The 20,700-nt window shown below is 40.2% G+C and carries 20 protein-coding genes and 1 pseudogene; 4 read left to right on the top strand and 17 right to left on the bottom strand.

What is annotated here, in order from left to right; translation table 11 throughout:
- Positions 1 to 10 precede the first annotated feature (10 nt).
- Positions 11 to 739: a pyruvate formate-lyase-activating protein gene (gene pflA / locus I2I04_RS02385; RefSeq protein WP_004305838.1), complete on the top strand. Its 729-nt coding sequence runs from the start codon at positions 11 to 13 to the stop codon at positions 737 to 739.
- A gap of 27 nt (positions 740 to 766) precedes the next feature.
- Here pflA and I2I04_RS02380 read toward each other — a convergent pair whose 3' ends face one another.
- Genes I2I04_RS02380 through I2I04_RS02370 form a run of 3 tightly spaced genes read right to left on the bottom strand, consistent with a single transcriptional unit; the run spans position 767 to position 1,888 of the window.
- Positions 767 to 1,210, bottom strand: coding sequence for an N-acetylmuramoyl-L-alanine amidase (locus tag I2I04_RS02380; protein WP_004305837.1), 444 nt, complete (start codon positions 1,208 to 1,210; stop codon positions 767 to 769).
- Positions 1,197 to 1,388 (bottom strand): hypothetical protein, encoded by a 192-nt coding sequence (locus tag I2I04_RS02375; RefSeq protein WP_004302306.1) that lies wholly within the window; start codon positions 1,386 to 1,388, stop codon positions 1,197 to 1,199. Before I2I04_RS02375 ends, I2I04_RS02380 begins: the two co-directional genes overlap by 14 nt.
- The gene (locus I2I04_RS02370) at positions 1,385 to 1,888 is read right to left on the bottom strand and encodes an HU family DNA-binding protein (RefSeq protein ID WP_004305836.1); all 504 of its coding nucleotides are present in this window, start codon (positions 1,886 to 1,888) and stop codon (positions 1,385 to 1,387) included. Before I2I04_RS02370 ends, I2I04_RS02375 begins: the two co-directional genes overlap by 4 nt.
- A 193-nt stretch (positions 1,889 to 2,081) precedes the next feature.
- Between I2I04_RS02370 and I2I04_RS02365 the strand changes: the two genes are divergently transcribed.
- Positions 2,082 to 2,312: a DUF4248 domain-containing protein gene (locus I2I04_RS02365; RefSeq protein WP_004305834.1), complete on the top strand. Its 231-nt coding sequence runs from the start codon at positions 2,082 to 2,084 to the stop codon at positions 2,310 to 2,312.
- Between the two features lie 87 nt (positions 2,313 to 2,399).
- The gene (locus I2I04_RS02360; RefSeq protein WP_195654195.1) at positions 2,400 to 4,517 is read left to right on the top strand and encodes a BT4734/BF3469 family protein; all 2,118 of its coding nucleotides are present in this window, start codon (positions 2,400 to 2,402) and stop codon (positions 4,515 to 4,517) included.
- 243 nt (positions 4,518 to 4,760) lie between these two features.
- Here I2I04_RS02360 and I2I04_RS02355 read toward each other — a convergent pair whose 3' ends face one another.
- The 13 genes from I2I04_RS02355 to I2I04_RS02300 all read right to left on the bottom strand — a co-directional run bounded on the left by I2I04_RS02355 (position 4,761) and on the right by I2I04_RS02300 (position 18,436).
- On the bottom strand, positions 4,761 to 5,126 hold the full coding sequence (locus I2I04_RS02355) for a type II toxin-antitoxin system HigA family antitoxin (RefSeq protein ID WP_004305829.1): 366 nt from the start codon (positions 5,124 to 5,126) through the stop codon (positions 4,761 to 4,763).
- Between the two features lie 4 nt (positions 5,127 to 5,130).
- Positions 5,131 to 5,424 carry a type II toxin-antitoxin system HigB family toxin gene (locus I2I04_RS02350; RefSeq protein WP_004302298.1) on the bottom strand — a complete coding sequence of 98 codons (294 nt, stop codon included), beginning with the start codon at positions 5,422 to 5,424 and terminating at the stop codon, positions 5,131 to 5,133.
- A 98-nt stretch (positions 5,425 to 5,522) separates the two neighbouring features.
- On the bottom strand, positions 5,523 to 5,825 hold the full coding sequence (locus I2I04_RS02345) for a helix-turn-helix domain-containing protein (protein WP_195654194.1): 303 nt from the start codon (positions 5,823 to 5,825) through the stop codon (positions 5,523 to 5,525).
- Between the two features lie 130 nt (positions 5,826 to 5,955).
- A complete protein-coding gene (locus I2I04_RS02340) occupies positions 5,956 to 6,201 on the bottom strand; it encodes a hypothetical protein (protein ID WP_004315521.1) in 246 nt (81 codons plus the stop codon).
- 8 nt (positions 6,202 to 6,209) lie between these two features.
- A complete protein-coding gene (locus tag I2I04_RS23380) occupies positions 6,210 to 6,344 on the bottom strand; it encodes a hypothetical protein (protein WP_255553034.1) in 135 nt (44 codons plus the stop codon).
- Positions 6,345 to 6,470: 126 nt separating this feature from the next.
- Positions 6,471 to 7,826: an MFS transporter gene (locus tag I2I04_RS02335; RefSeq protein ID WP_195654193.1), complete on the bottom strand. Its 1,356-nt coding sequence runs from the start codon at positions 7,824 to 7,826 to the stop codon at positions 6,471 to 6,473.
- A 13-nt stretch (positions 7,827 to 7,839) separates the two neighbouring features.
- On the bottom strand, positions 7,840 to 8,742 hold the full coding sequence (locus tag I2I04_RS02330; protein ID WP_195654192.1) for a glycerophosphodiester phosphodiesterase family protein: 903 nt from the start codon (positions 8,740 to 8,742) through the stop codon (positions 7,840 to 7,842).
- A 20-nt stretch (positions 8,743 to 8,762) separates the two neighbouring features.
- A complete protein-coding gene (locus I2I04_RS02325) occupies positions 8,763 to 10,223 on the bottom strand; it encodes a PQQ-binding-like beta-propeller repeat protein (protein WP_195654191.1) in 1,461 nt (486 codons plus the stop codon).
- A 4-nt stretch (positions 10,224 to 10,227) separates the two neighbouring features.
- The gene (locus I2I04_RS02320; RefSeq protein WP_195654190.1) at positions 10,228 to 11,340 is read right to left on the bottom strand and encodes a glycerophosphodiester phosphodiesterase family protein; all 1,113 of its coding nucleotides are present in this window, start codon (positions 11,338 to 11,340) and stop codon (positions 10,228 to 10,230) included.
- A gap of 12 nt (positions 11,341 to 11,352) precedes the next feature.
- Positions 11,353 to 13,131 carry a RagB/SusD family nutrient uptake outer membrane protein gene (locus tag I2I04_RS02315; protein WP_229126905.1) on the bottom strand — a complete coding sequence of 593 codons (1,779 nt, stop codon included), beginning with the start codon at positions 13,129 to 13,131 and terminating at the stop codon, positions 11,353 to 11,355.
- Positions 13,132 to 13,142: 11 nt separating this feature from the next.
- Positions 13,143 to 16,565: a TonB-dependent receptor gene (locus I2I04_RS02310; RefSeq protein WP_195654189.1), complete on the bottom strand. Its 3,423-nt coding sequence runs from the start codon at positions 16,563 to 16,565 to the stop codon at positions 13,143 to 13,145.
- 126 nt (positions 16,566 to 16,691) lie between these two features.
- A complete protein-coding gene (locus tag I2I04_RS02305) occupies positions 16,692 to 17,687 on the bottom strand; it encodes a FecR family protein (RefSeq protein ID WP_143257243.1) in 996 nt (331 codons plus the stop codon).
- Between the two features lie 128 nt (positions 17,688 to 17,815).
- Entirely contained in the window at positions 17,816 to 18,436 is a 621-nt protein-coding gene (locus tag I2I04_RS02300) for an RNA polymerase sigma-70 factor (RefSeq protein WP_004315628.1), read from the bottom strand.
- A gap of 232 nt (positions 18,437 to 18,668) precedes the next feature.
- Between I2I04_RS02300 and I2I04_RS02295 the strand changes: the two genes are divergently transcribed.
- The gene (locus I2I04_RS02295) at positions 18,669 to 20,237 is read left to right on the top strand and encodes an ATP-binding protein (RefSeq protein ID WP_195654312.1); all 1,569 of its coding nucleotides are present in this window, start codon (positions 18,669 to 18,671) and stop codon (positions 20,235 to 20,237) included.
- 136 nt (positions 20,238 to 20,373) lie between these two features.
- Here the strand turns inward: I2I04_RS02295 and I2I04_RS02290 are convergent.
- Positions 20,374 to 20,700 (bottom strand): annotated as a pseudogene (locus I2I04_RS02290) (MFS transporter); the annotation flags it as partial.

Genomic DNA, 20,700 nt, shown 5'->3' with positions numbered 1-20,700 from the left:
TCTACTCAATATGACGATAAACGTACATTCATACGAAAGTATGGGAACATTCGACGGGCCGGGCTTACGGCTCGTCGTTTTTCTTCAAGGATGCAATTTCCGCTGCCTGTATTGTGCCAACCCCGACACAATAGCCGGAAAAGGAGGTACACCTACCCCACCGGAAGAGATTGTCCGCATGGCTATGAGCCAACGTCCTTTTTTCGGGAAACGCGGAGGAGTCACTTTCTCCGGAGGAGAACCTACGTTTCAGGCCAAAGCACTGGTTCCTCTAGTGCGTGAACTGAAAGAAAAGGGAATACACGTGTGCATAGACAGCAACGGCGGTATCTGGAACGAAGAAGTAGAAGAACTTTTCAAACTGACGGATCTTGTATTGCTGGATATTAAAGAGTTCAATCCGGCACGCCATCAGGCACTGACCGGAAGAAGTAACGAACAAACCATCCGCACGGCAGCATGGCTGGAAGAAAACGAGAAACCTTTCTGGCTGCGTTATGTATTAGTGCCCGGATACAGCGATTTCGAGGAAGACATCCGCCAACTGGGAGAGACCTTGGGAAAATACAAGATGATTCAACGAGTGGAAATCCTGCCTTATCATACACTAGGCGTACATAAGTATGAAGCGATGGAGCAAGAATACAAGCTGAAAGATGTAAAAGAAAATACCCCCGAACAACTTGAAAAAGCTGCGGAGGTATTTAAAGAGTATTTCACTACTGTGGTGGTCAATTAACCACCACAGTAATAAATAGGATAAAAATCACCATGTCTCTGCTTTCGCCTCGAAACAGGGACACTCTTTGATCCGCTCCCAAGGGTCAACAATTCCATTATAATTAGTGTCAGGGCTCAAGTCCCGGTGACCGACCACCTTTGCATCCGGATAACGCTGCAACAACTCGCTTACCAGACGATGCATCGCCTCTTTCTGGCGGGAAGTACGTGTATCCGCTGCCTTTCCGTTCTCATCCAGCCCGCCTTCATAGCACACCCCTAAACTAATCGCATTAAAACCGCGTGCATGAGCACCCACCGTATCTTCATCCCTCATCGGCTCTATCTGTCCCGACTTGCGAACGTAATAATGATACCCCCAACACGAAAAGCCCCGAAAGCGATGGGCAGTGTCCACATCCTTCGCCGTGAAGTCGCGATCGACACGGGTAGCAGAGCAGTGAATCACAATCAGACTAATCTTTCTCATCGTCCTTTTCCCTTTCCGTCGTTTTCACATTACACACTTCCTTATGGGTAGCATTGAAGCGCACCTCTCTCACAATTCTGTTCCGCTTTCTTTTTCCGAAGAAAGGCACAAGGAACATGATTACATCCAAAATCTTAGTTACAATTTCTTTCATTTGATCTAATATTAAAGTTATCATGCTGCCGGATCCGGAGCTTCTCCGCTTCCACCACCGTCTGAACCGCCACCGGAACCTTTGTCATCGTCTTCTCCTTCATTGCCGCTACCGCCCGTTTGAGCCACCGCACGCGTCGTTACCTGCTGATAGCTAAGAATCTTCGTGATGTCCGCCAACGTCTTTCCGGGACGGAAAATAATATGGGCAGCCGTAATCAGCGAACTTGAAAACTCCTTGACCGACACAGCTCCTTCACTGTTCAACCCGATCTGCAAACTGCCCAAATCACCCAGCCGGACTATTCTTCCCGCTTTCAACGCACGCTTCGCCTCATAAAGAATACCCGAAATGGCGGCACGCACATCTGTCTCCGTACAGGTAGACCGACTGGTGATTCCCTCGCACAACTCTTCAAAATCCAACTCCCCCGAAGCCTGTGCCTGCGCGTAATACTTTGCCGACTCATCCTTTTTGGCAGGATTCTTGCGCGGCACTACTGAATAAGTTACTGTCATTGCCATAATAAAATAATTTTAAGATTTCACACATTTCGAACGCGTTCCCTATTTGTTAACGACATAAAGATAACACATTTTTCACCCTCCGGATTCCCCAACGAAGTCTCCTGATATTCTATGAATAATAATGACGTTATTCTTTTAATAAATCATTAATTTTCAGTAACTTTATAGCATAAACCAAACATCATTCATCATGTATTATCCGGATCAGCCGTTTCATATCCGCACTTATAAAAAGTCGGAACTAGCTCATCTTTACAACCCCAACGTATGCCTCAAAGTAGCCTTACAAATACTACGTCGTTGGATTGTCTACAACCTTCCGCTCCTGCAAGAACTCGAACAAGAAGGCTATCGTGCCCGCAACCGCCTTCTCTCTCCCCGGCAGGTGGCAACGATCATACGCTATTTGGGAGAACCCTAGGAACTTAATCGAAAAAACGAAAAGTTCCATTCTATTATTTTACAAACAAATTTCTTTGCAACCGCAAATTAAAAAGAACAAACCAACATGGATCATTTTACCATCTTTCAAGACTTTTACCGCGTCATAGCCGAAATGACAGAAGAAGAAATCGTATCGGCCATCAGCAACGGCACATACCGGGAAACAGTGGAGGACGTGCGCCGAATCTTCGCGGAACAAGGCGAGAAAGCAGCCAACGAAAAGAAAATAGAACTACCGGAAATCACCTTTTCAGCCAACTACCGGGGAGGACGTTCAAACGCAACTCTCGTCAAGTATCTGGGATACATCGTGGTAGACATCGACCATCAGACACAGGAAGTATTGGCACGCATCCTCGCACTGGCAAAAAAGTGTGCCCACACCCGCATCGCTTTCATCAGTCCCAAAGGAATGGGACTGAAAATCGTGGTACGTGTATGCCGGACGGACGGGACATTGCCCGAAACGATTCAGGAAATTGAAGATTTCCATCATGCCGCTTATCACAAAATCGCTTCCTTTTATGCCCAGCTCTGCGGAGTTGAGGTCGACACTTCCGGGCAGGATGTCAGCCGCACTTGCCTGTTCTCTTACGATCCGGATATTTATTTCAATCCCGATGCCACAGCTGTCATCGTGGAACAGCCACCGATGTTCTTCAAGTCTCAAAAGAAGAAAAGGGCATCCGGCAAAAAGAAAAAGACGACAGCACCAGACAACAATCCCCTCACCGAACAAGTGGCACTCAACTACCATTCCTCGCACGCTTCCTTAATGGTGACTCTGAACTATTATCACAATAAATCCGAAAAGTACGTCACCGGCAACCGGAACAACTACCTGCATTGCCTGGCTTGTATGTACAATCGCTACGGCGTCCCCCAGGAAGAGGCGGCAGCTTTTATCAAGAGCCAGTTCACCGATCTTCCCGCGGATGAAATGGACACACTGATCGGGAGTGCTTACGGACACAACGAGGAATTCGACACCCGCAAGCTGAATAGTACGCAGAAGCGAATGTTACAGATTGAGCAACATATCAAAGAAAATTATGATACACGCTACAACGAAGTGCTTCATATCATGGAATATCGCAGAAGGAAAACGGACACGGAGCAACCGGAACCCTTCCATATTCTCGACGAAATGATGGAAAACAGCATTTGGATGGAGATGAACGAACTAGGCTATTCGTGCACCGTCAAGACGATTCAGAATCTGATCTACTCCGACTTCAGCATCACCTACCATCCTATTCGCGAGTATTTAGACTCGCTGCCTGAATGGGACGGAACGGATTATATCAGTATCCTTGCCAACAGCGTGCATACTAGTCACCAGAAATTTTGGGTAGAATGTCTGGAACGTTATCTGGTGGGAATGTGCGCTGCCGCCACACAAGACGATGTGGTGAACCACACTGTTTTGTTGCTTTGCAGCGAAATACAGAACATCGGAAAGACTACGTTTATCAACAACCTGCTGCCGCCCGAATTGCGCGCCTATCTTTCTACCGGTCTTATCAACCCGAGCAACAAGGATGATCTGGCCAAAATAGCGCAAGCAATGCTTATCAATCTGGATGAGTTTGAAGGGATGAGCGGACGGGAACTGAATATCTTCAAGGATTTGGTCACCCGCAAAGTAATCAGCATCCGCCTGCCATACGCGCGGCGTTCGCAGAACTTTCCTCACACGGCTTCTTTTGCCGGCACATGCAATTACCAGGAAGTGCTTCACGACACCACAGGTAACCGCCGTTTTCTCTGCTTTCATGTCGACTCGATGGAGTTTATCAAAATAAACTACGCGCAGTTGTATGCACAAATCAAGTATCTGCTCAACAAGCCGGGGTATCAGTATTGGTTCACCCAGTCGGAAAACTCACGGATTGAAGAGAACAACGAGGATTTCATTTTCCACTCACCGGAAGAAGAACTGGTGTTGACACATATCCGCAAACCGGAACGTTTCGAAAAGGTGCATTATCTGACGGTCACTGAAATTGCGGAATTAATTCGCGAACGGACGGGGTATCAATATTCTCACGGAACCAAAGCCCAACTGGGAAAAGTGATGTCCAAACACGGCTTCGAATTTCATAAGGGAAAAAACGGGAGAAGATACACTGTATTCATTATTGATACGGAACAGGTGAAATCAAACAGACTATATGAATAAGATTTCATCTCCTTCGCACGCAAAAAGGTGAGGGTTGGTGAGGGTACTTTTGCAACTTTTCATTTTTATATTTCTTATTTCTATTCTTCTATTTTCTTCTAAAAAAAAAATACGAATGTTAGAAATTGACCCTCACCTACCCTCACCTTTTCCTTTTTCTTCCTCAAAAAAACGGTGGGAAATTTGAAAAAGACAGTTATCTTTTTCAAATTTCCCACCATGTTTTTTTAATCTGAATCGAAGTTATACTCCTAGCACAATACTAGCATCAATATTCAGCTTTTTACTTATTTCACGAGCCACTTTCAATGTCGGCTCACATTTTCCGGAAATGTAGTCACTAAGACGCGAAGGACTAACTCCTATCAGTTGTGACAGTGATTTCTGATTGAGCCCCATTTCGTACATACGAAGCTTCAGAACATCCACAAGCGAAGGTTCTCCCAAAGAAAAGTGTTCCTCTGAATAATCGGCAACAAGATTAGAAAGAAGTTCCAACTCGATGCTGTTAGGATCATTCAAAGGAGTATCATCCTTCACTAACGGAAGAAGATCCTCCACTCTCTTTACAGCCCATTCATACTGGGTTTGGTTTTCTATCTTTGTCATATTTTCAAATATTAGCACAATCTATTTTATCATATTCTTTATGAGTACCAATAAAGCGAATATATACAAACTTTACAGTGAACTTCACCACTACTACCAAGCGATAATTATTCCCTTTAACATTGAAAACATAATGCTGGTTACCTACACTGTCGGCACTATTAAAGGTCTTCTTTATATCAGCGAAACAAGCCCATTCACTTTTCTTTACTATAGTAACCCATTCTTGCAAAGCAACTTTTGAATCGGGATGCTCCTCTGCATATTCTCTTAACGCTTGTTCTGTAAATATTCTCATTAGTTACTCACTTATCATGCAACAAAAATAAGAATATAATTCCAATTTTCAAAATTATATTCCGATATTCGCAATTATGGATAAAAAAGATTCGCTTCTTATAAAGACATCGAAAATTCGATCCTACAACCTAACGCATTCATGATGCGATAGAAAGTAGAAACCTTAGGTTCTGTCTGACCACTTTCCACTCTTGAAATATAAGAACGATCGGAACCGATACGCCGGGCTAATTCTGCTTGAGTAATCTTAGCCTTTTTCCTTGCGTCTTCGATAATTTGCCCGGTGTAGAAAGCATACGCTTTTTCTTCTGCTTCCGCACGTTCGGGAGTACCTTCTGCTCCAAATTTCACATCAAGAACAGCGTCATAATCTACTATTTGATGATTGTTTATCTGCATAATATTCCTCCTTTATTTTTAATGCTTTACCTATTTCACTATCCGTATGTACGGATCTTACGTTTCTTTTCCATACTGAAAATATACGAATTGTTGTTCAACTATACAACAATCATCTTTTTATTTTATATTATTTTTCCTCAAATTCTCCAGCACGCTTTTTCTTCTCATAAGACACCAGCGTCTCTACACTAAGCGTTTTCCCATTCTTAGGGCTTATCACATCTACAACGCTTGCTAACGCACGAAAAGTCTGTTCGCAATTTGCTACTCCGTCATACGTCAACCTACCCAGATTGATGGCATCGAGCACAACAGAGACATATTGCTTCGGATTTCCCCGATACTCGATGATGACAGGCGTGAGATGCGACACCTCTCGAGTCAGTTGGCTAACGATTCTTTTTTTTGGTCGAGCAGATCCATTAATTTTTCACTATGCACATTGATTTGTGCGGTTACTTCACGAAGTTCATCTTTCAATGAACACAATAATTCATCATTCAATGAATTTTCCATAAAACTTTTTATTTAATTGATTATAAAAAAGCCATTCCAGAAAGATAAGCAATCATTACTTACTTCCCGGAATGGTGTCTAATACCTCGAAAACAAAGACTTATATTCTAACCTAATGTACTCACTTTAATCCACTTCTTTTGATTTTGCATTCCACACCAGCAAAGCAAACAACACCGAAAGCAAAGCAGCACCAATCCAAAACCAATTGATATACGTGAAGTCATAAACATCTACTCCATTCTGAACAGTCTTTTGCCCTTCTATCAGAATACCGCTCATCACGTCCTGCAATCCGGCTCCGATGTAGCTGGCAATACCTACTACTCCCAATGCAGCACCCGACGCATTACGGGGAGCAATATCCACTGCCATCAAACCACCCAGAAAACAGATCAAAACTCCGATACCTAAACCGAAAAGTACCATTGCCAACACGTCTATCCAAAAATGTACGCCCGGAACTAAAAGAAACAGACAGAGAGCAAATACATTCATCAATCCGAAAATTAACGCAGGAACATTGCGACGTCCACCAAATAACTTATCAGAAATAACACCGGAAAACATAGTACCGATTATGCCACAGACCGGACAAATAGAAATGATAAAACTGGCATCCAATGTGGAGTAACCCTTTTGGGCTTCCAAATAAAAAACACCCCAACTATTGATAGCGTAGCGGCTGATATACATAAAAGCACTCGAAAGAGCCAGTATCCAAATGGCAGGCATCAGTAATACCTGACGCTGTGCCTTATTAAAATCAGCCGTTTCTGTTTCACTCATTTCTTTTTTCTGTTTGGGAACATTCACCGAAGGGAATCCCATGCTTTCGGGAGTATCATGGAAGAACTTCCAGACAATCAACGCTCCTATCAATCCCACTATACCGGCTCCAAAGAAACCATACCGCCAACCCAACACGCTGACAATTGAGGCTATTATCAGAAAAGTCAACGCTTCGCCGATATTATGGCTCGCAGACCAAAAGCCATAGTATGAACCACGCTCTTTGTCCGTGAACCAACGGGAAAGCCCTACTACACAGGATGCTGCTCCCATAGACTGAAACCAGCCGCTAATCCCCCAAAGGATAGCGAACAGGATAAAAGAATTGGTAAAACCGAGACAAAGGTTAACCAAAGCGGTTACCAATAAACCGGTAGTCATAAAACGGTTGATATTGCTACGGTCGGCAAGGAAACCGTTCGTGAATTTCCCGATCGCATAGGTGAAGAACAATACGGAACCTATGATGCCTAACTCTGTTTCCGAAAAAATTCCTTCATCTACAATAGGTTTCTTTACAACATTCAGACTAAGACGGCACACATAATACATACCGTAACCAAAAGTCGCAGAAAGGAAGGTAGACCATTTCAGAAACTTCAAACGGCGGGCATCGGATGAAGACAAAGCTTCTCCGTTACAAGGTCTCGGTGAAGAGACCTTGTAAAAATTGATTAGTTGTTTCAACATGAAGGAAGTGCGTTTAGTCGTGAAGTTTCTTTTTACGTAGATACTCCAATAAAAGAGCCGGGCGATCTGTTTGAATCAATTTAGCTCCCTGATTAATAATCCAGCCCCAACTTTCATCCGGCTGATGAAGTTCTACTGCACGGTCGTCATCATGGCCGCCACATAGTTCAGGCCAAAGCGAATTTATAAAAAGATTAGAGCCTGTATTACGTACTTTCTTTATCAAATTAAGAATCTCCGGACTGTCATTATCAAAAACCAGTTCATAGGCAGCAGGTTTCATGTGTGTCTGATAACTATCAATGACAGCTTCCACCCCGTCTTTATGAAGTTGTACGACAGGCATGAAGATTACCTTATCCAATACATCACCGTTTTCAGCCCTTACTTGTTCATATGGAAGTCCGGCCTTAATGATGCATTGCTGAATTGTTCCAGTTTTCTCCAAAACAGTATATGCGTCTTTGAAGTAATCATAGCCTTTATCAATATTGACAAGGATCTTACCTTTACACAGTAACATTACTTCTTCCAATGTCGGTATCAAATGAGCAGTCTTATGCCCTGTACCACTTTTCAAACGGAATTGCCGTAGTTCTTCAAGAGTATAGTCGGCAGGATAGCCTTTTCCTGTAGTCGTGCGGTCAATCTTTTTATCATGCATCAGAATCAGATGTCCGTCTTTTGTTTTCTTTAAATCGATTTCGACCACATCTACTCCCATATCAATGCAGTTTTTAATGGCTTGCAACGAGTTTTCGGGAGCATTACGCCAATCGCCACGATGTGATACTACTAATACTGAATTACAATCCTCGTTCAAAAGGTTATTACGTATAGCCAATGCTTGTTCCTGTGCAGATAGTGACCATAGGGCCGACAAGCATATTATTGTAAATAGAAAATGTTTCATCATATTTATATCTCTAAATTATTTTACCGCCGAGCATTCCTCTTAGCATTTCCACTTCTCATAGACCAAGTCTGCTGTGCTCCCGTAGCATTGGTTTTCAGAGCAAAAATTTTACCAGGCTCCGTAGATTTCGTTAAATCAGCACACACATAAATGATTCCATTGCTATCTATTGCAGGAGAAGACCAAATATTGGTACCCAGCTTAATTTCTTTATAAACAGGCTTTCCTTCCGAATTAAGCACATAAAAAACACCTTCTCCATCTCCAAAATAGATATTCCCATGATTATCTACAGCCGGCACTGAACGTATTTTAGATTGTACTGTAAACTTCCATATCAAAGAACCGTCCTGTTGATCGCAGCAAAGCATTTCTCCATCGGAGTTTCCTACATACAAATGTCCTTCGGTACTTAAAGATATTCCGGAATTAGAGAATGCAGATGCAGAACTAGTTTGCCATTTTACTGTTCCGTCTTTGTTTACAGCCATAATAACTCCTCCATCATTGGTTTCGCCACATATATAAATTGTACCGTCATCTCCTATAGCAGGAACAGAAGAGCAGCTTTTTCCATACTCAGTGGCCCATTTCTTCGCCCCAGTATTCTTGTCAAAGGCATACAACTTGCCACTATTGGAACAGATATACACCACATCATTATCTATCACAGGAGTTGACAGGGTTTCTCCTTCACAATCAGCAGTCCATTTTTCAGTCATTTCAGGTGCAGCCTTAATGGCATATAATTTCTTGTTTGCTGAGAAATAAATGGTACCGTCCTGATCAATAGCCGGACTACTATATTTAGCATGAGCTCCTAAATCAAATGCACCTATTGGAGTAGATGAAGCAGAAGAAAATGCACATAAATTATTCTTATCATCTTTCTTTCTATATCCACCTATATATAGAGTGCCATTATCTGCTATTGCAGGTGACGAACGAACTACTTCGTTGTATGAATAACACCAAACTTCCTCTCCATCTTTTACAAACCAAATACTTCGTCCACCACGACCAGCATTTGCATCACATCCAACAAACACATTACCCTGATCATCTATAGCAGGAGATACATCCTGAAAGCCACAAGGAGTTTGGAATTCCCATAATATTTCAGGCTTTTCATTAGAAAGAGATTTTTCCTTCACTACTATTTTTTTATCAAACACATTTGCATTTTGTACGCCATTATTATCCCACACCGTCAAAACAACCAAAAATTCACCAGCCTCATTATAAACAGTGGACGGTTCTTTATCTTCTGATGAAGTTCCATTACCAAAATCCCATTGCCATTTTACGACTTCTCCATCTTCATCAAACGATAAATCTGTGAAATAAACACTTTGTCCTACTTCTATAGTAGCTACTTCAAGTTTAAATGCAGCTACCGGTTTCACATTCACACTATCTTTTTCTTGGCAAGATACCATCAACAATAATAGTATCGCCATTCCTATCAATTTATTTTTCATACTATCAGTTTCTATTTAATTTATCAAGATAAGTTTTCACCTCGACTGGAAAATCAGTCTGCACCACAGTACCTTTCAGCTTTACAAACTCGTCTATCTTACGATAGTTATCTTTAACAGGTGTTTCATCAGAATTGATATAAACATTCATAAAACCAGCAATTCCGTTATTATAGGCCTTATTCAGAATTTCATCTTTCCAAGTACGCGGATTGAATTGAACAATAGAAAGATTTTTCGCTAAATTCATATAACTGTCCAAATCTTCCATACTATAAATCACCGGAAACACGGTTACTTCTTTATCAATATTCAGCAGCTTGGCAGCATTTGGTATTTCATATACAGTAAACATTGACTGCGACAACATTCCACATTTTCTTACAATTTCATATACTGAACGATAATCTGAAATCTTCATATCGATATCTACATAAATTTTCCCCCGGGCACTCATTAAGGCCTCCGATAATAGAGGAACCCGCTCATCGGTCAGATTCCCGTCATGGTACATATAGTAAGAAGCAATTTCATCATAAGTCAAGTCGGACACTTTACCCGCCCCATTAGTCGTTTTATCGATAGTGGAATTGTGCATCAGTATCAATTTACCATCTTTTGTCTTTCTTACATCTATTTCTATATAATCTATCCCATTATGTATAGCTCTTTCGATCGCTTTAACTGAGTTTTCAGGGGCTTCTTTCCAGTATCCCCGATGAGCACATACCTGATAACGACCTTCTTTCAAGGAAGCGGAAATAGATGGACGCACAGCTTCTTCCACCTCTTTCGCAGTGACCTTTATAATGGTTTTATAAGTTTTCTTTTCGCCTGAGGCAAATGACACATAAGCGACTACAGTATAGTCATCCGGCAAATCATAGATATGTTTTGAAGTTTGTTCAACCGCCCCCTTACCATCACCAAAATCCCAACGTACAGAAGTAATATCGGTTACGTCTATATTTTCAATAGCAAAAGTGACTGTTTCATTATAACTTACCTCATTGGCCGAAACGCTAATACACACTTGTTTAGTCTCCAAATCATCACTTCCTGAACAGGCCTGCAATAAGATGAGCAACAATAAGAGTAAAGAATTACTTTTCTTCATATTCATAGATATTTATTTAAACCAATTTGGATTTTGCTCCAAGTTTATATTCAGTAATAAATCGCCCATCGGAATAGGATAAAGGTAATCGCGTTGTTCATCAAACTTCTTTTTATTATCCTTAAATCCAATCAAATAGCCTTTATCTCCTTCAGTCAATTGAATTACACCGCCTATCTTCACTTTTTGCGACGCATTACTTTGAGGTTCTTTTCCTTCTTCATACAACAACAAATCAACTTTTCCATCATTATCCAAGTCAAATTCTCCTAATGATGGAAAATAAATGCCTGTAAAATGAGGTTCTAACAATTTACCCGCTTTCCAACGTACCACATCATCCCATCGGAAACCTTCTAAAGCCAACTCAATACGACGTTCACGGCGTATTTCAAGTAATACTCCTTTATTTTCTCCTGCTATATTGGGATACATAGCAGCCATTGTTGCATCGGGAGACTGATTAGCATCATTCATATTCAAATTAGGCATTCCTACACGACTCCTGATCAACTTTATTGATTTATCAATATCATCTTGAATCAACAGCCCCAACTCGGCTTTTGCTTCGGCATAATTTAACAGAACTTCTGCATAACGAATGATAGCAACATCTTGATAAGAAGCTCCATCACCATCCTGTGATATATCCGATACAAATTTACTTACCTGATAACCAGTCATTGTAGCAGCAAAATCCGGCAACAGTATCGTGTTATCCCCAATACGTTTATATCCAACAGAACGAATCGTTTGAGCCAAACGCTTATCCCTATTTTGCATTTCTTCATAAAATCCCATCGTTTTATACCCTGCTTTAGACGTAAAGGGTTTTCCACTTGATTGCAATAAATAGGAATCTACAAAATCTTTTGTCAAACCAATGTCTTTTTGCGTACGTGAGGTCAAATAATAGTTTATATTGTGTATTTTATTAAGCAGCAACGAATATCTCCTTCCTAAAATAACTTCTTCCTCCCGTAAGTCATTAGAAGCAAACAAGTCACGATAATCCGTATCGGTATTACCCGTAGAGTATAATTTGTAACCCGATTCGTTGATCACTCTTTCAGCAGCTTTATATGCTTTTTCTAATAATTCATCAGCCCCATTTAAGTTCAAATTTGTATGATATTTACGAAAAGTCCCTTCATAAAGACAAACACGCGAAAGCAAAGATAGTGCAGTCCAACAGTTCACTTGGTCAGAAACACGCTTCTTTTCCAACTTATCTATAGCTATCTCCAAATCTTCTATAATCTTATTTACTACATACTCACGACTATCACGAGCTTTATAAAGCAGGTCTTTATCACCGGTCTGAATAACCGTTTCATACCATGGTACATCGCCAAAGCGTTTCACTTTATCAAAATAAAACCAAGCCCTGAAGAAACGAGCCACACCTTCATATTTATCACGAGCCAGCAAATCAGTACATTGCCCATAATGATCGAAGAAGAGATTTATCGCTCTTAAATTTCCCCAACTCCAGCCTCCACTACCTACGTCGGATGGAATAGTCCTGTCATCACTACGTTGTTCTACCGGAATATTGGTATACAAAACATTATCCGTACTCAAATCTTTCTCAATAATAGATTTTATTTCAGGCAAATGTTCATAAAATCCATTGGTATAAAGCTCTAAATCTCTAGCTGTTTTAAAAGAATTTTCCGGTGATACTTCTGATAAAGGGTATCGATCCATAAATGAATCATTGCACGAAGCTATTATACCTCCTACAACCAAAAGTCCAATCAGTTTTACTGTCACATATATCTTTTTCATAATATTGCATTTTAGAATTTAATATCAAAACCGAAAGCAAACGTTTTACTGAACGGATAAGAATTACCATCTCCTAATTGCTCCGGATCTACCGTCCGATCAGGATTATGTTTATACAAAGGAGAGAAAGTCAGAATATTCTCACCTGAAACATACATTCGAACACTCTTTAAAAACTTTATCTTTCGACAGATTTGTGTCGGTAATGTATATCCAATTGTTATATTCTTCAAACGTACATACGCTGCATTTTGCAAATACTTATCCGAATAAACAGATAACTGCGCTCCTTCATAAGCATTACCCTGATTGGAAGCATCTGCAGCCAAACGTGGGAAATAAGCATTCGGATTCTCCTGTGTCCAACTCATAGACTCTATACTTTTGGGATAGAAATTCTCGTATGGACGAACATACGGTCCCCAAAAATAACTATTCTCTTTACCGGGCCACCAGTCTTGCTTCATCACTCCTTGAAAGAAAGTTGAAAAATCAAAACCTGCATATGTCATGTTCAAATTTAAACCTAATGTATATCTCGGTGAGCTGTTACCGATAATACGCAAGTCACCATGATCATCCAAAGTTTTCTTTCCCGGAGAAATTTCATCGTCTTCATTCAAGTCTTTGAATTTTAAATCACCAGCAATAGGATGATTGATAAGATACTTATTACGAATACTAGAATTTACTTTCAGCTGGTCTGCATGTGTCAAATACTCATCATCTGTCTGGAAGAACCCTTCGATAGTATATCCCCAAATTTCACCTAATTCTTTACCAACATAAAATTCATCAATCAGCCCGCTGGGATTATCAAATTTAGTAATAACAGTGCGATTATCAGCTAAGCTGGCACTAATTCCATACTCAAAAGGTCTGCTAGCCAACATAAACTTATCCCGCCAATTTACAGATAGTTCAAAACCACGGGTACGTAAATCGGCTGCATTTTCTTCCGGCTCTGATGTCCCGAATACAGCAGGCAGCTCTTTTCCTTTAGTTAACATATCTCGCGTATTACGCTGATACCAGTCGAACGAAGTAGAAAGACGCCCATCAAAAAAGGATAAATCAACTCCCAAATTGAAAGTTTCAGAACTTTCCCATGTAAAATTAGTAGATATAGCACCTGGTGTATTCAAATAGTTCAAATAAGAACCATTCACAATGTAACCTCCCAACTTAGCTTTCATTTTAGCAATATAATCATATGGGCCTACGTTCTGATTACCAAGTGTACCATAAGAAGCACGTAACTTGAAGTTACTGACTGTTGAACGCAACCCTTTGAAAAAGTTTTCCTCGCTAACACGCCAAGCTACTGATCCGGAAGGGAAAATTCCTAAGCGCTTATCATGGGGAAATTTGGATGATAAGTCGAAGCGACCATTAAATTCAACCAAATATTTACCTTTATAATCATAATTCAACCGATAGAAAGCAGCCCGTATAGCCCACTCTTCTTGAGCTCCCAATAAATCAATATTTTCACCGGTAGCCAGCCCGAAAGAGCCCAAATCTTCGGAAAGAGGACTGCTTCGCTTTGCAGTGGTTCGCTCCCAATGTTTCCATTCCTGATTGAATCCCAACATTGCTTTTAAATTATGTCGTGCCTTAAAACTATGACTATAGGTAGCATAGGCATTAATGGCTTGATACATAGAATGCCAATGTCTCTCTTTGTATAATTCAGTATTTGTCTTATACAAAGTTATTCCTTCTCCATTCGGTTGATTAGTATGAGGTGTTGAAACAATAAGTTGACGCGAGAAAGGTCCTTCTTTTCTGAAACTATAATCAGCATTCAATTCCAATCCTTTAATCGGAGTAAACTGTAAAGAAACTGTATTCATCACATCATATTCCGAATCAGTCCCTTTACTTTTACCATAAATTAAATCAGCAAATGTTCCATCAGCAATATCACGTCCTGGAGCATAGGCGCTATTAATCATAATGCTACCATCGGGATTGTATGGTAAGAATAAGGGAGAAGCATGATAAGTATATTTACGCCAGTTTTCACTATTATTATTGCCATCCAAACTACGTGTATTAGTGGCAGGATAGTTATAATCACTAATAAAAAGATTCGTTGCATTGCTCAGGCGCAAGTTTGATAATATTTGAAAATCAACCTTACTACGCAAAGTGTAACTTTTCAACTTATCCGGATTAATACGGTAAATACCGTCACGACTATAATAACGACCGGACAAATAGAAGCGCATTTTATCAGTTCCACCTGATAAATTGATGTTATGCTCCATTGAGGGTTGATTCTTACGGAATATATAAGACCACCAATCCGTGTTACCATAGTGTACAAAACGTTCAACACCGTTGACTGTTTTAACAAGAACAGACGGTAATGAAGGGTCTTTCTTGCGGGCTTCCATATAAGCATAATCTTCTTCAGAATACCCCAAATAGGTACTGGTGTTGGAAAGCAAACTCAATTTATCACTCAAACGTGCCCATTCTAAACCGTCCGTAATAAAATTATCAGTATTAATCGTCGGATTACTCCAACCGAAGTGATTAGAATAATTCACTTGTACAGCTCCTTTCTCCGGATTTTTAGTAGAAATAAGCACTACACCAAAAGCTGCGCGCGCACCATAAATAGCTGCTGAAGAGGCATCTTTCAATACTGAAACAGAAGCGATATCCTTCGGATTTATATAGTTTAAATCACCCTCTACCCCATCAATCAAAATCAGAGGCGAACCTCCATTAATAGATCCAACGCCACGAATATCAAATGAGGCTTTTTTATTAATGGCGCCATCACTAAAAGAAACATTCAGATTAGGTATAAGACCTTGCAAAGTCTGACCAGTATTTCCACTGATACGATGTTCTATTTCTTTAGACGAAATCTGACCTACAGCACCTGACAAGTTGGCTCTCTTTGTTGTTCCATAGCCAACGACCACAACTTCATCAATCATCTCACTATCTTCATGCAAAGTAATCTTTGACAGTGCACGAATATCATTAACTCGGATATCAAGTGTTTTATACCCTACGTAAGAAATAACTAGAACGCCTTCAGCCGGGACTTCAATAGTATAATTACCAGTCATATCAGTAATTGTACCGATTGTTGTGCCTTTCAACATAACCGCCGCTCCAATGACAGGCTCTCCTGCAGCATCAACAACGACCCCAGTTACTACTTTTTTTACACTTTGCTTCAATGGTTGTTCTTTCTTAGAAATCACAATCATTTTATTCTGCAGTTTATAAGTTAATCCTTCATCAAGGATTTTATCCAAAACAGTATTTATCGAAGCATTTTTAAATGTTGCCGTAATTTTCTTGTTCTCATTTACCTCGTCTGTTTTATAAATAACAGATAGTCCGGTTTGTTTTTCCACTTCTTTCAATACCGTTTTCAAAGCTTCATTTTTAAATGTCTTACTCACTGTTTGACCATTTAAAATTACTGCAACAAAGCTCAATGAAACGAAAAGAAGTAACCGTAATAAGTTCTTTCGGTTGTTCATAGTTCTTCCTGATTTAATTTAATAATAGTTGTTACTAAATAGAAATTATTCTCTGATATATATATCCTTGTCTATACGTTCGATGGTTATCGGGATGATCTCCTGCAAAGCAGTCATCACCTCTCCTATCGTTTCTCTGTTTCGCAGAGAAATACGGAAAGTCTTATCGCCTATCGACTCCGATTCCAATCGAATATTCACATCATATTGCCGGGATAGTTTTGTGACTAGTTCTTTTAATGTAATATGATCAAATTCTATACGATTCTCCGCCCACGCTTTTGATTGTGAGGCATTTACTTGGGTACGGACAAATTTCCCGGTTTCTACATTCAATCTTATTGATTCACCAGGAGACATCATAACCGGAGTCCCCTTATAATTCAACTCGACCGAACCTTCGAGCAGAGTGGTGGAAATAAACGGATCGTCCGCATATGCGGATACATCGAACTTCGTTCCTTTTACGACTACGTCATATCCATGTGTCTGTACGATGAAAGTGGTTCCCTCCTTCTTTGTGACTTCAAAATATCCCTCACCGTTCAATTCGACTTTACGATTGGCCGTATTAAACTTGTTCGAATACTTCAGTGTGGAACCTGCATTAAGCCAAACGACTGTCCCATCAGAAAGAACGACTTTACTCTTCTCTCCATAAGGAGTTTCGCATACAAAATACGTCTCCGGCTTTAATGAGGAAGAAATCTGCCAAATACCTATGGTGCCTCCTATGGTCAGAATCACGATAGCCGCAACCGCAGCAACTTGCCGCCATACGGATGACCGGAATTTTGAAACAGTAAGCATCGGGATAATAGCTTCTTGAGTGCGAATCTTGCGCTGCAAAATTTCCCATTCTCCGATTGTTCCGGAATCTGAAATACCTGATGCAATCCACTCCTTTTCCCATTGTCTGAATGTCGCACGATTTTCTTCGCTTTGCCCGACATACTCAAACAGCAGTTTCTCGTCTTTGCGCAGGATTCTTCCTTCGAAATACTGAATAGCTAACTCACGAATGTTTTTCTTTTCTTCCATAATTTCACTTTCTATAAGATGTAACAACTATTATTTCTTTTACCCAACCACCGATAGAAATAAAAAAAACAGGAATTTTTCGGTTCCTGCTTTTTCGCCCTAATTTTCAATGGTTTATCTTTTCCATTTTATTTATTATTCATAATAACCCAGGCAATAATTATAATATAAATATCTACCGGATACTTGTCTTTGAAGTGTTTAGAGAAGCACTGCAATGCTTTGGCAATGTGTTTTTCAACTGCCGTGGTCGATATTTGAAGTTTGTCTGCTATTTCACGATTCTTCAGTCCTTTGAAACGGCTCATCAGGAATATCTCGCGGGAGCGTTCAGGCAATTGCCCAATGACAATGTTGATCTGTTCCTGCAACTCGTCATACAGCAGTTTATGTTCGGCATCTAATGCGAAATCGGAATAGTAGAGCCGTTCTTCTCCATCAACAGATGCAAGATATTCAATCTGATGTTTCTCAACAATCGAAAGATGCTTCAAGTAATTCAAGCATCCATTACGCACCATCGCAAAAAGCAAAGATGTGACCGATACTGCCGACAGCAATGCCCGCTTCTCCCAGAAACGCAAGAAGCACTCTTGAATAATATCACGAGCCGTTTCTTCATCTTCAACAAAACGAATAGCATAGCCACGCAAACGAGGATAGTAGGTCTTAAAAAGATATTCAAAAGCTTGATTATTTCCTTTTTTTATTTCATCCAATAAGAATTTCTCATCTGAAAATTCAATCATAGTGTCGCATTTTAAGAACAAAAGTATAACAAAGATGTAAAATATCGGATGACAATATTATTAATATTTTTCCACTTATCCGCATTTGGGGGAATCTTTTTGTTACGCAAGCAACAAATATATAAGGAGAAAGATGATATATATCAGATATATCCCGTTTTTAAAGTGTTCATTCATCATTATTTCGAAATAATGATTACCTTTGATGTGTATAACAGCTAAAGAACCGAATATGTATGACTTGATGCGTAAACTTCCTATTGGAATACAGACCTTTGAGGATATCCGAAGAAATAATTATCTATATGTGGATAAGACGGAATTGGTATGGCGAATCATCTCAACAGGAAAACCTTATTTCCTCAGTCGCCCCAGACGTTTCGGCAAGAGTCTGCTTCTTTCTACTTTTGAAGCCTATTTTCAAGGGCGCAAAGACCTCTTCGAGGGTTTGGCTATTGAAAAGCTGGAAACAAAATGGGAGCAGCATCCCGTTCTACATCTTGACTTAAACGCCCGGAAGTATGAGACGGCAGCAGACCTGACAGCAATGCTGAATCAGTATCTTGAAAAATGGGAAGCTGTCTACGGTGACGAGAAAAGAGATCGCAGTCCGGAAGAACGTTTCAGTTATGTCATAGAACAGGCTTTTTTACGAACAGGACACCAAGTGGTTGTGCTGGTCGATGAATATGATAAACCTCTTTTGCAAGCTATCAACAATTTGGAATTACTCGAAGAATATCGTCAGATGCTGAAAGCTTTCTATGGAGTTCTGAAAAGCACCGACCGTTATTTGCGATTTGTATTTCTTACCGGAGTAACCAAGTTTTCGCAAGTCAGTGTATTCAGCGATCTGAACCAGTTGAATGACATCAGTCTTGACTACTCTTATGCAACACTTTGCGGCATCACCCATGAGGAACTAACCAGTACTTTCGATCCTGAAATAGAAACCTTCGGTCGTAAAAATCATCTGTTGCCGGAAGAAGTAGTCACAGCAATGAAACGCAATTACGACGGCTATCATTTTCATCAGGATGGTGAAGGAGTATTTAATCCGTTCAGTGTGTTGAATGCTTTCAGTAAACTGGAGCTAGGCAGTTACTGGTTTCAAACTGGTACACCTACGTTTCTGGTTGAACTTCTGCAAAAAAGTGAATATGATTTACGTACATTATTAAATGGTATCGAAGCCCCTGTTTCTTCTTTTGCAGAGTATAGGGTGGATGCCAATAATCCAATTCCACTGATTTATCAAAGCGGATATTTGACGATTAAAGACTACGACAGGCGATTTAATAATTATCTATTGGATTTTCCTAATGATGAGGTACGCTATGGATTCATCAATTTCCTTATTCCGTTCTATACTCCAATGAAGAATAACGACCAAGGATTTTATATTGGAAAGTTTATTGATGAATTAGAGAAAGGTGATTACGACGCTTTCCTCACCCGTATGGAAGCCTTTTTCGCCGATATACCTTATGAATTGAATGATCAAACGGAACGGCATTATCAGGTTATTTTCTATTTGATTTTCAAACTGATGGGACAGTTTACGGAAGCAGAAGTCCGTAGTTCACGTGGTCGTGCCGATGCTGTGGTAAAAACACCTAAATACATTTATGTATTTGAATTTAAGCTGAATGGTACTGCCGAGGAAGCACTTAAACAAATTGAAGATAAAGGGTATTTAATTTCTTATAAAGCAGATCATAGAGAAATTGTAAAGGTAGGCGTTGAGTTTAGTGCCGAAAGCAGAAACTTAAGTCGCTGGCTGGTAGAAATGAATAATTAAATAAAAAACCATTCCGGGAAGAAAAGCAATGATTGTATAGCGTACTTCCCGGAATGGCAACTAATACCTCGAAAACAAATGTTTGTCATCCCATATAGGACAAGCATTGTCCATCTAACCTAATACATCTTTATAACTAATCTACTTCTTTTGATTTTGCATTCCACACCAGCAAAGCAAACAACACCGAAAGCAAAGCAGCACCAATCCAAAACCAATTGATATAAGTAAAGTCATAAACATCTACTCCATTCTGAACTGTTTTTTGCCCTTCTATCAGTATACCGCTCATCACGTCCTGCAATCCGGCTCCGATGTAGCTGGCAATACCTACTACTCCCAATGCAGCACCCGAAGCATTACGGGGAGCAATATCCACTGCCATCAAACCACCCAGAAAACAGATCAAAACTCCGATACCTAAACCGAAAAGTACCATTGCCAACACGTCTATCCAAAAATG

The organism is Bacteroides sp. 1001136B_160425_E2, assembly GCF_015559655.1.
Taxonomy (GTDB): Bacteria; Bacteroidota; Bacteroidia; order Bacteroidales; family Bacteroidaceae; genus Bacteroides; species Bacteroides luhongzhouii.
The sequence above is the reverse complement of the archived record's forward strand: the minus strand, read 5'-3'. Positions and strand labels throughout refer to the sequence as shown.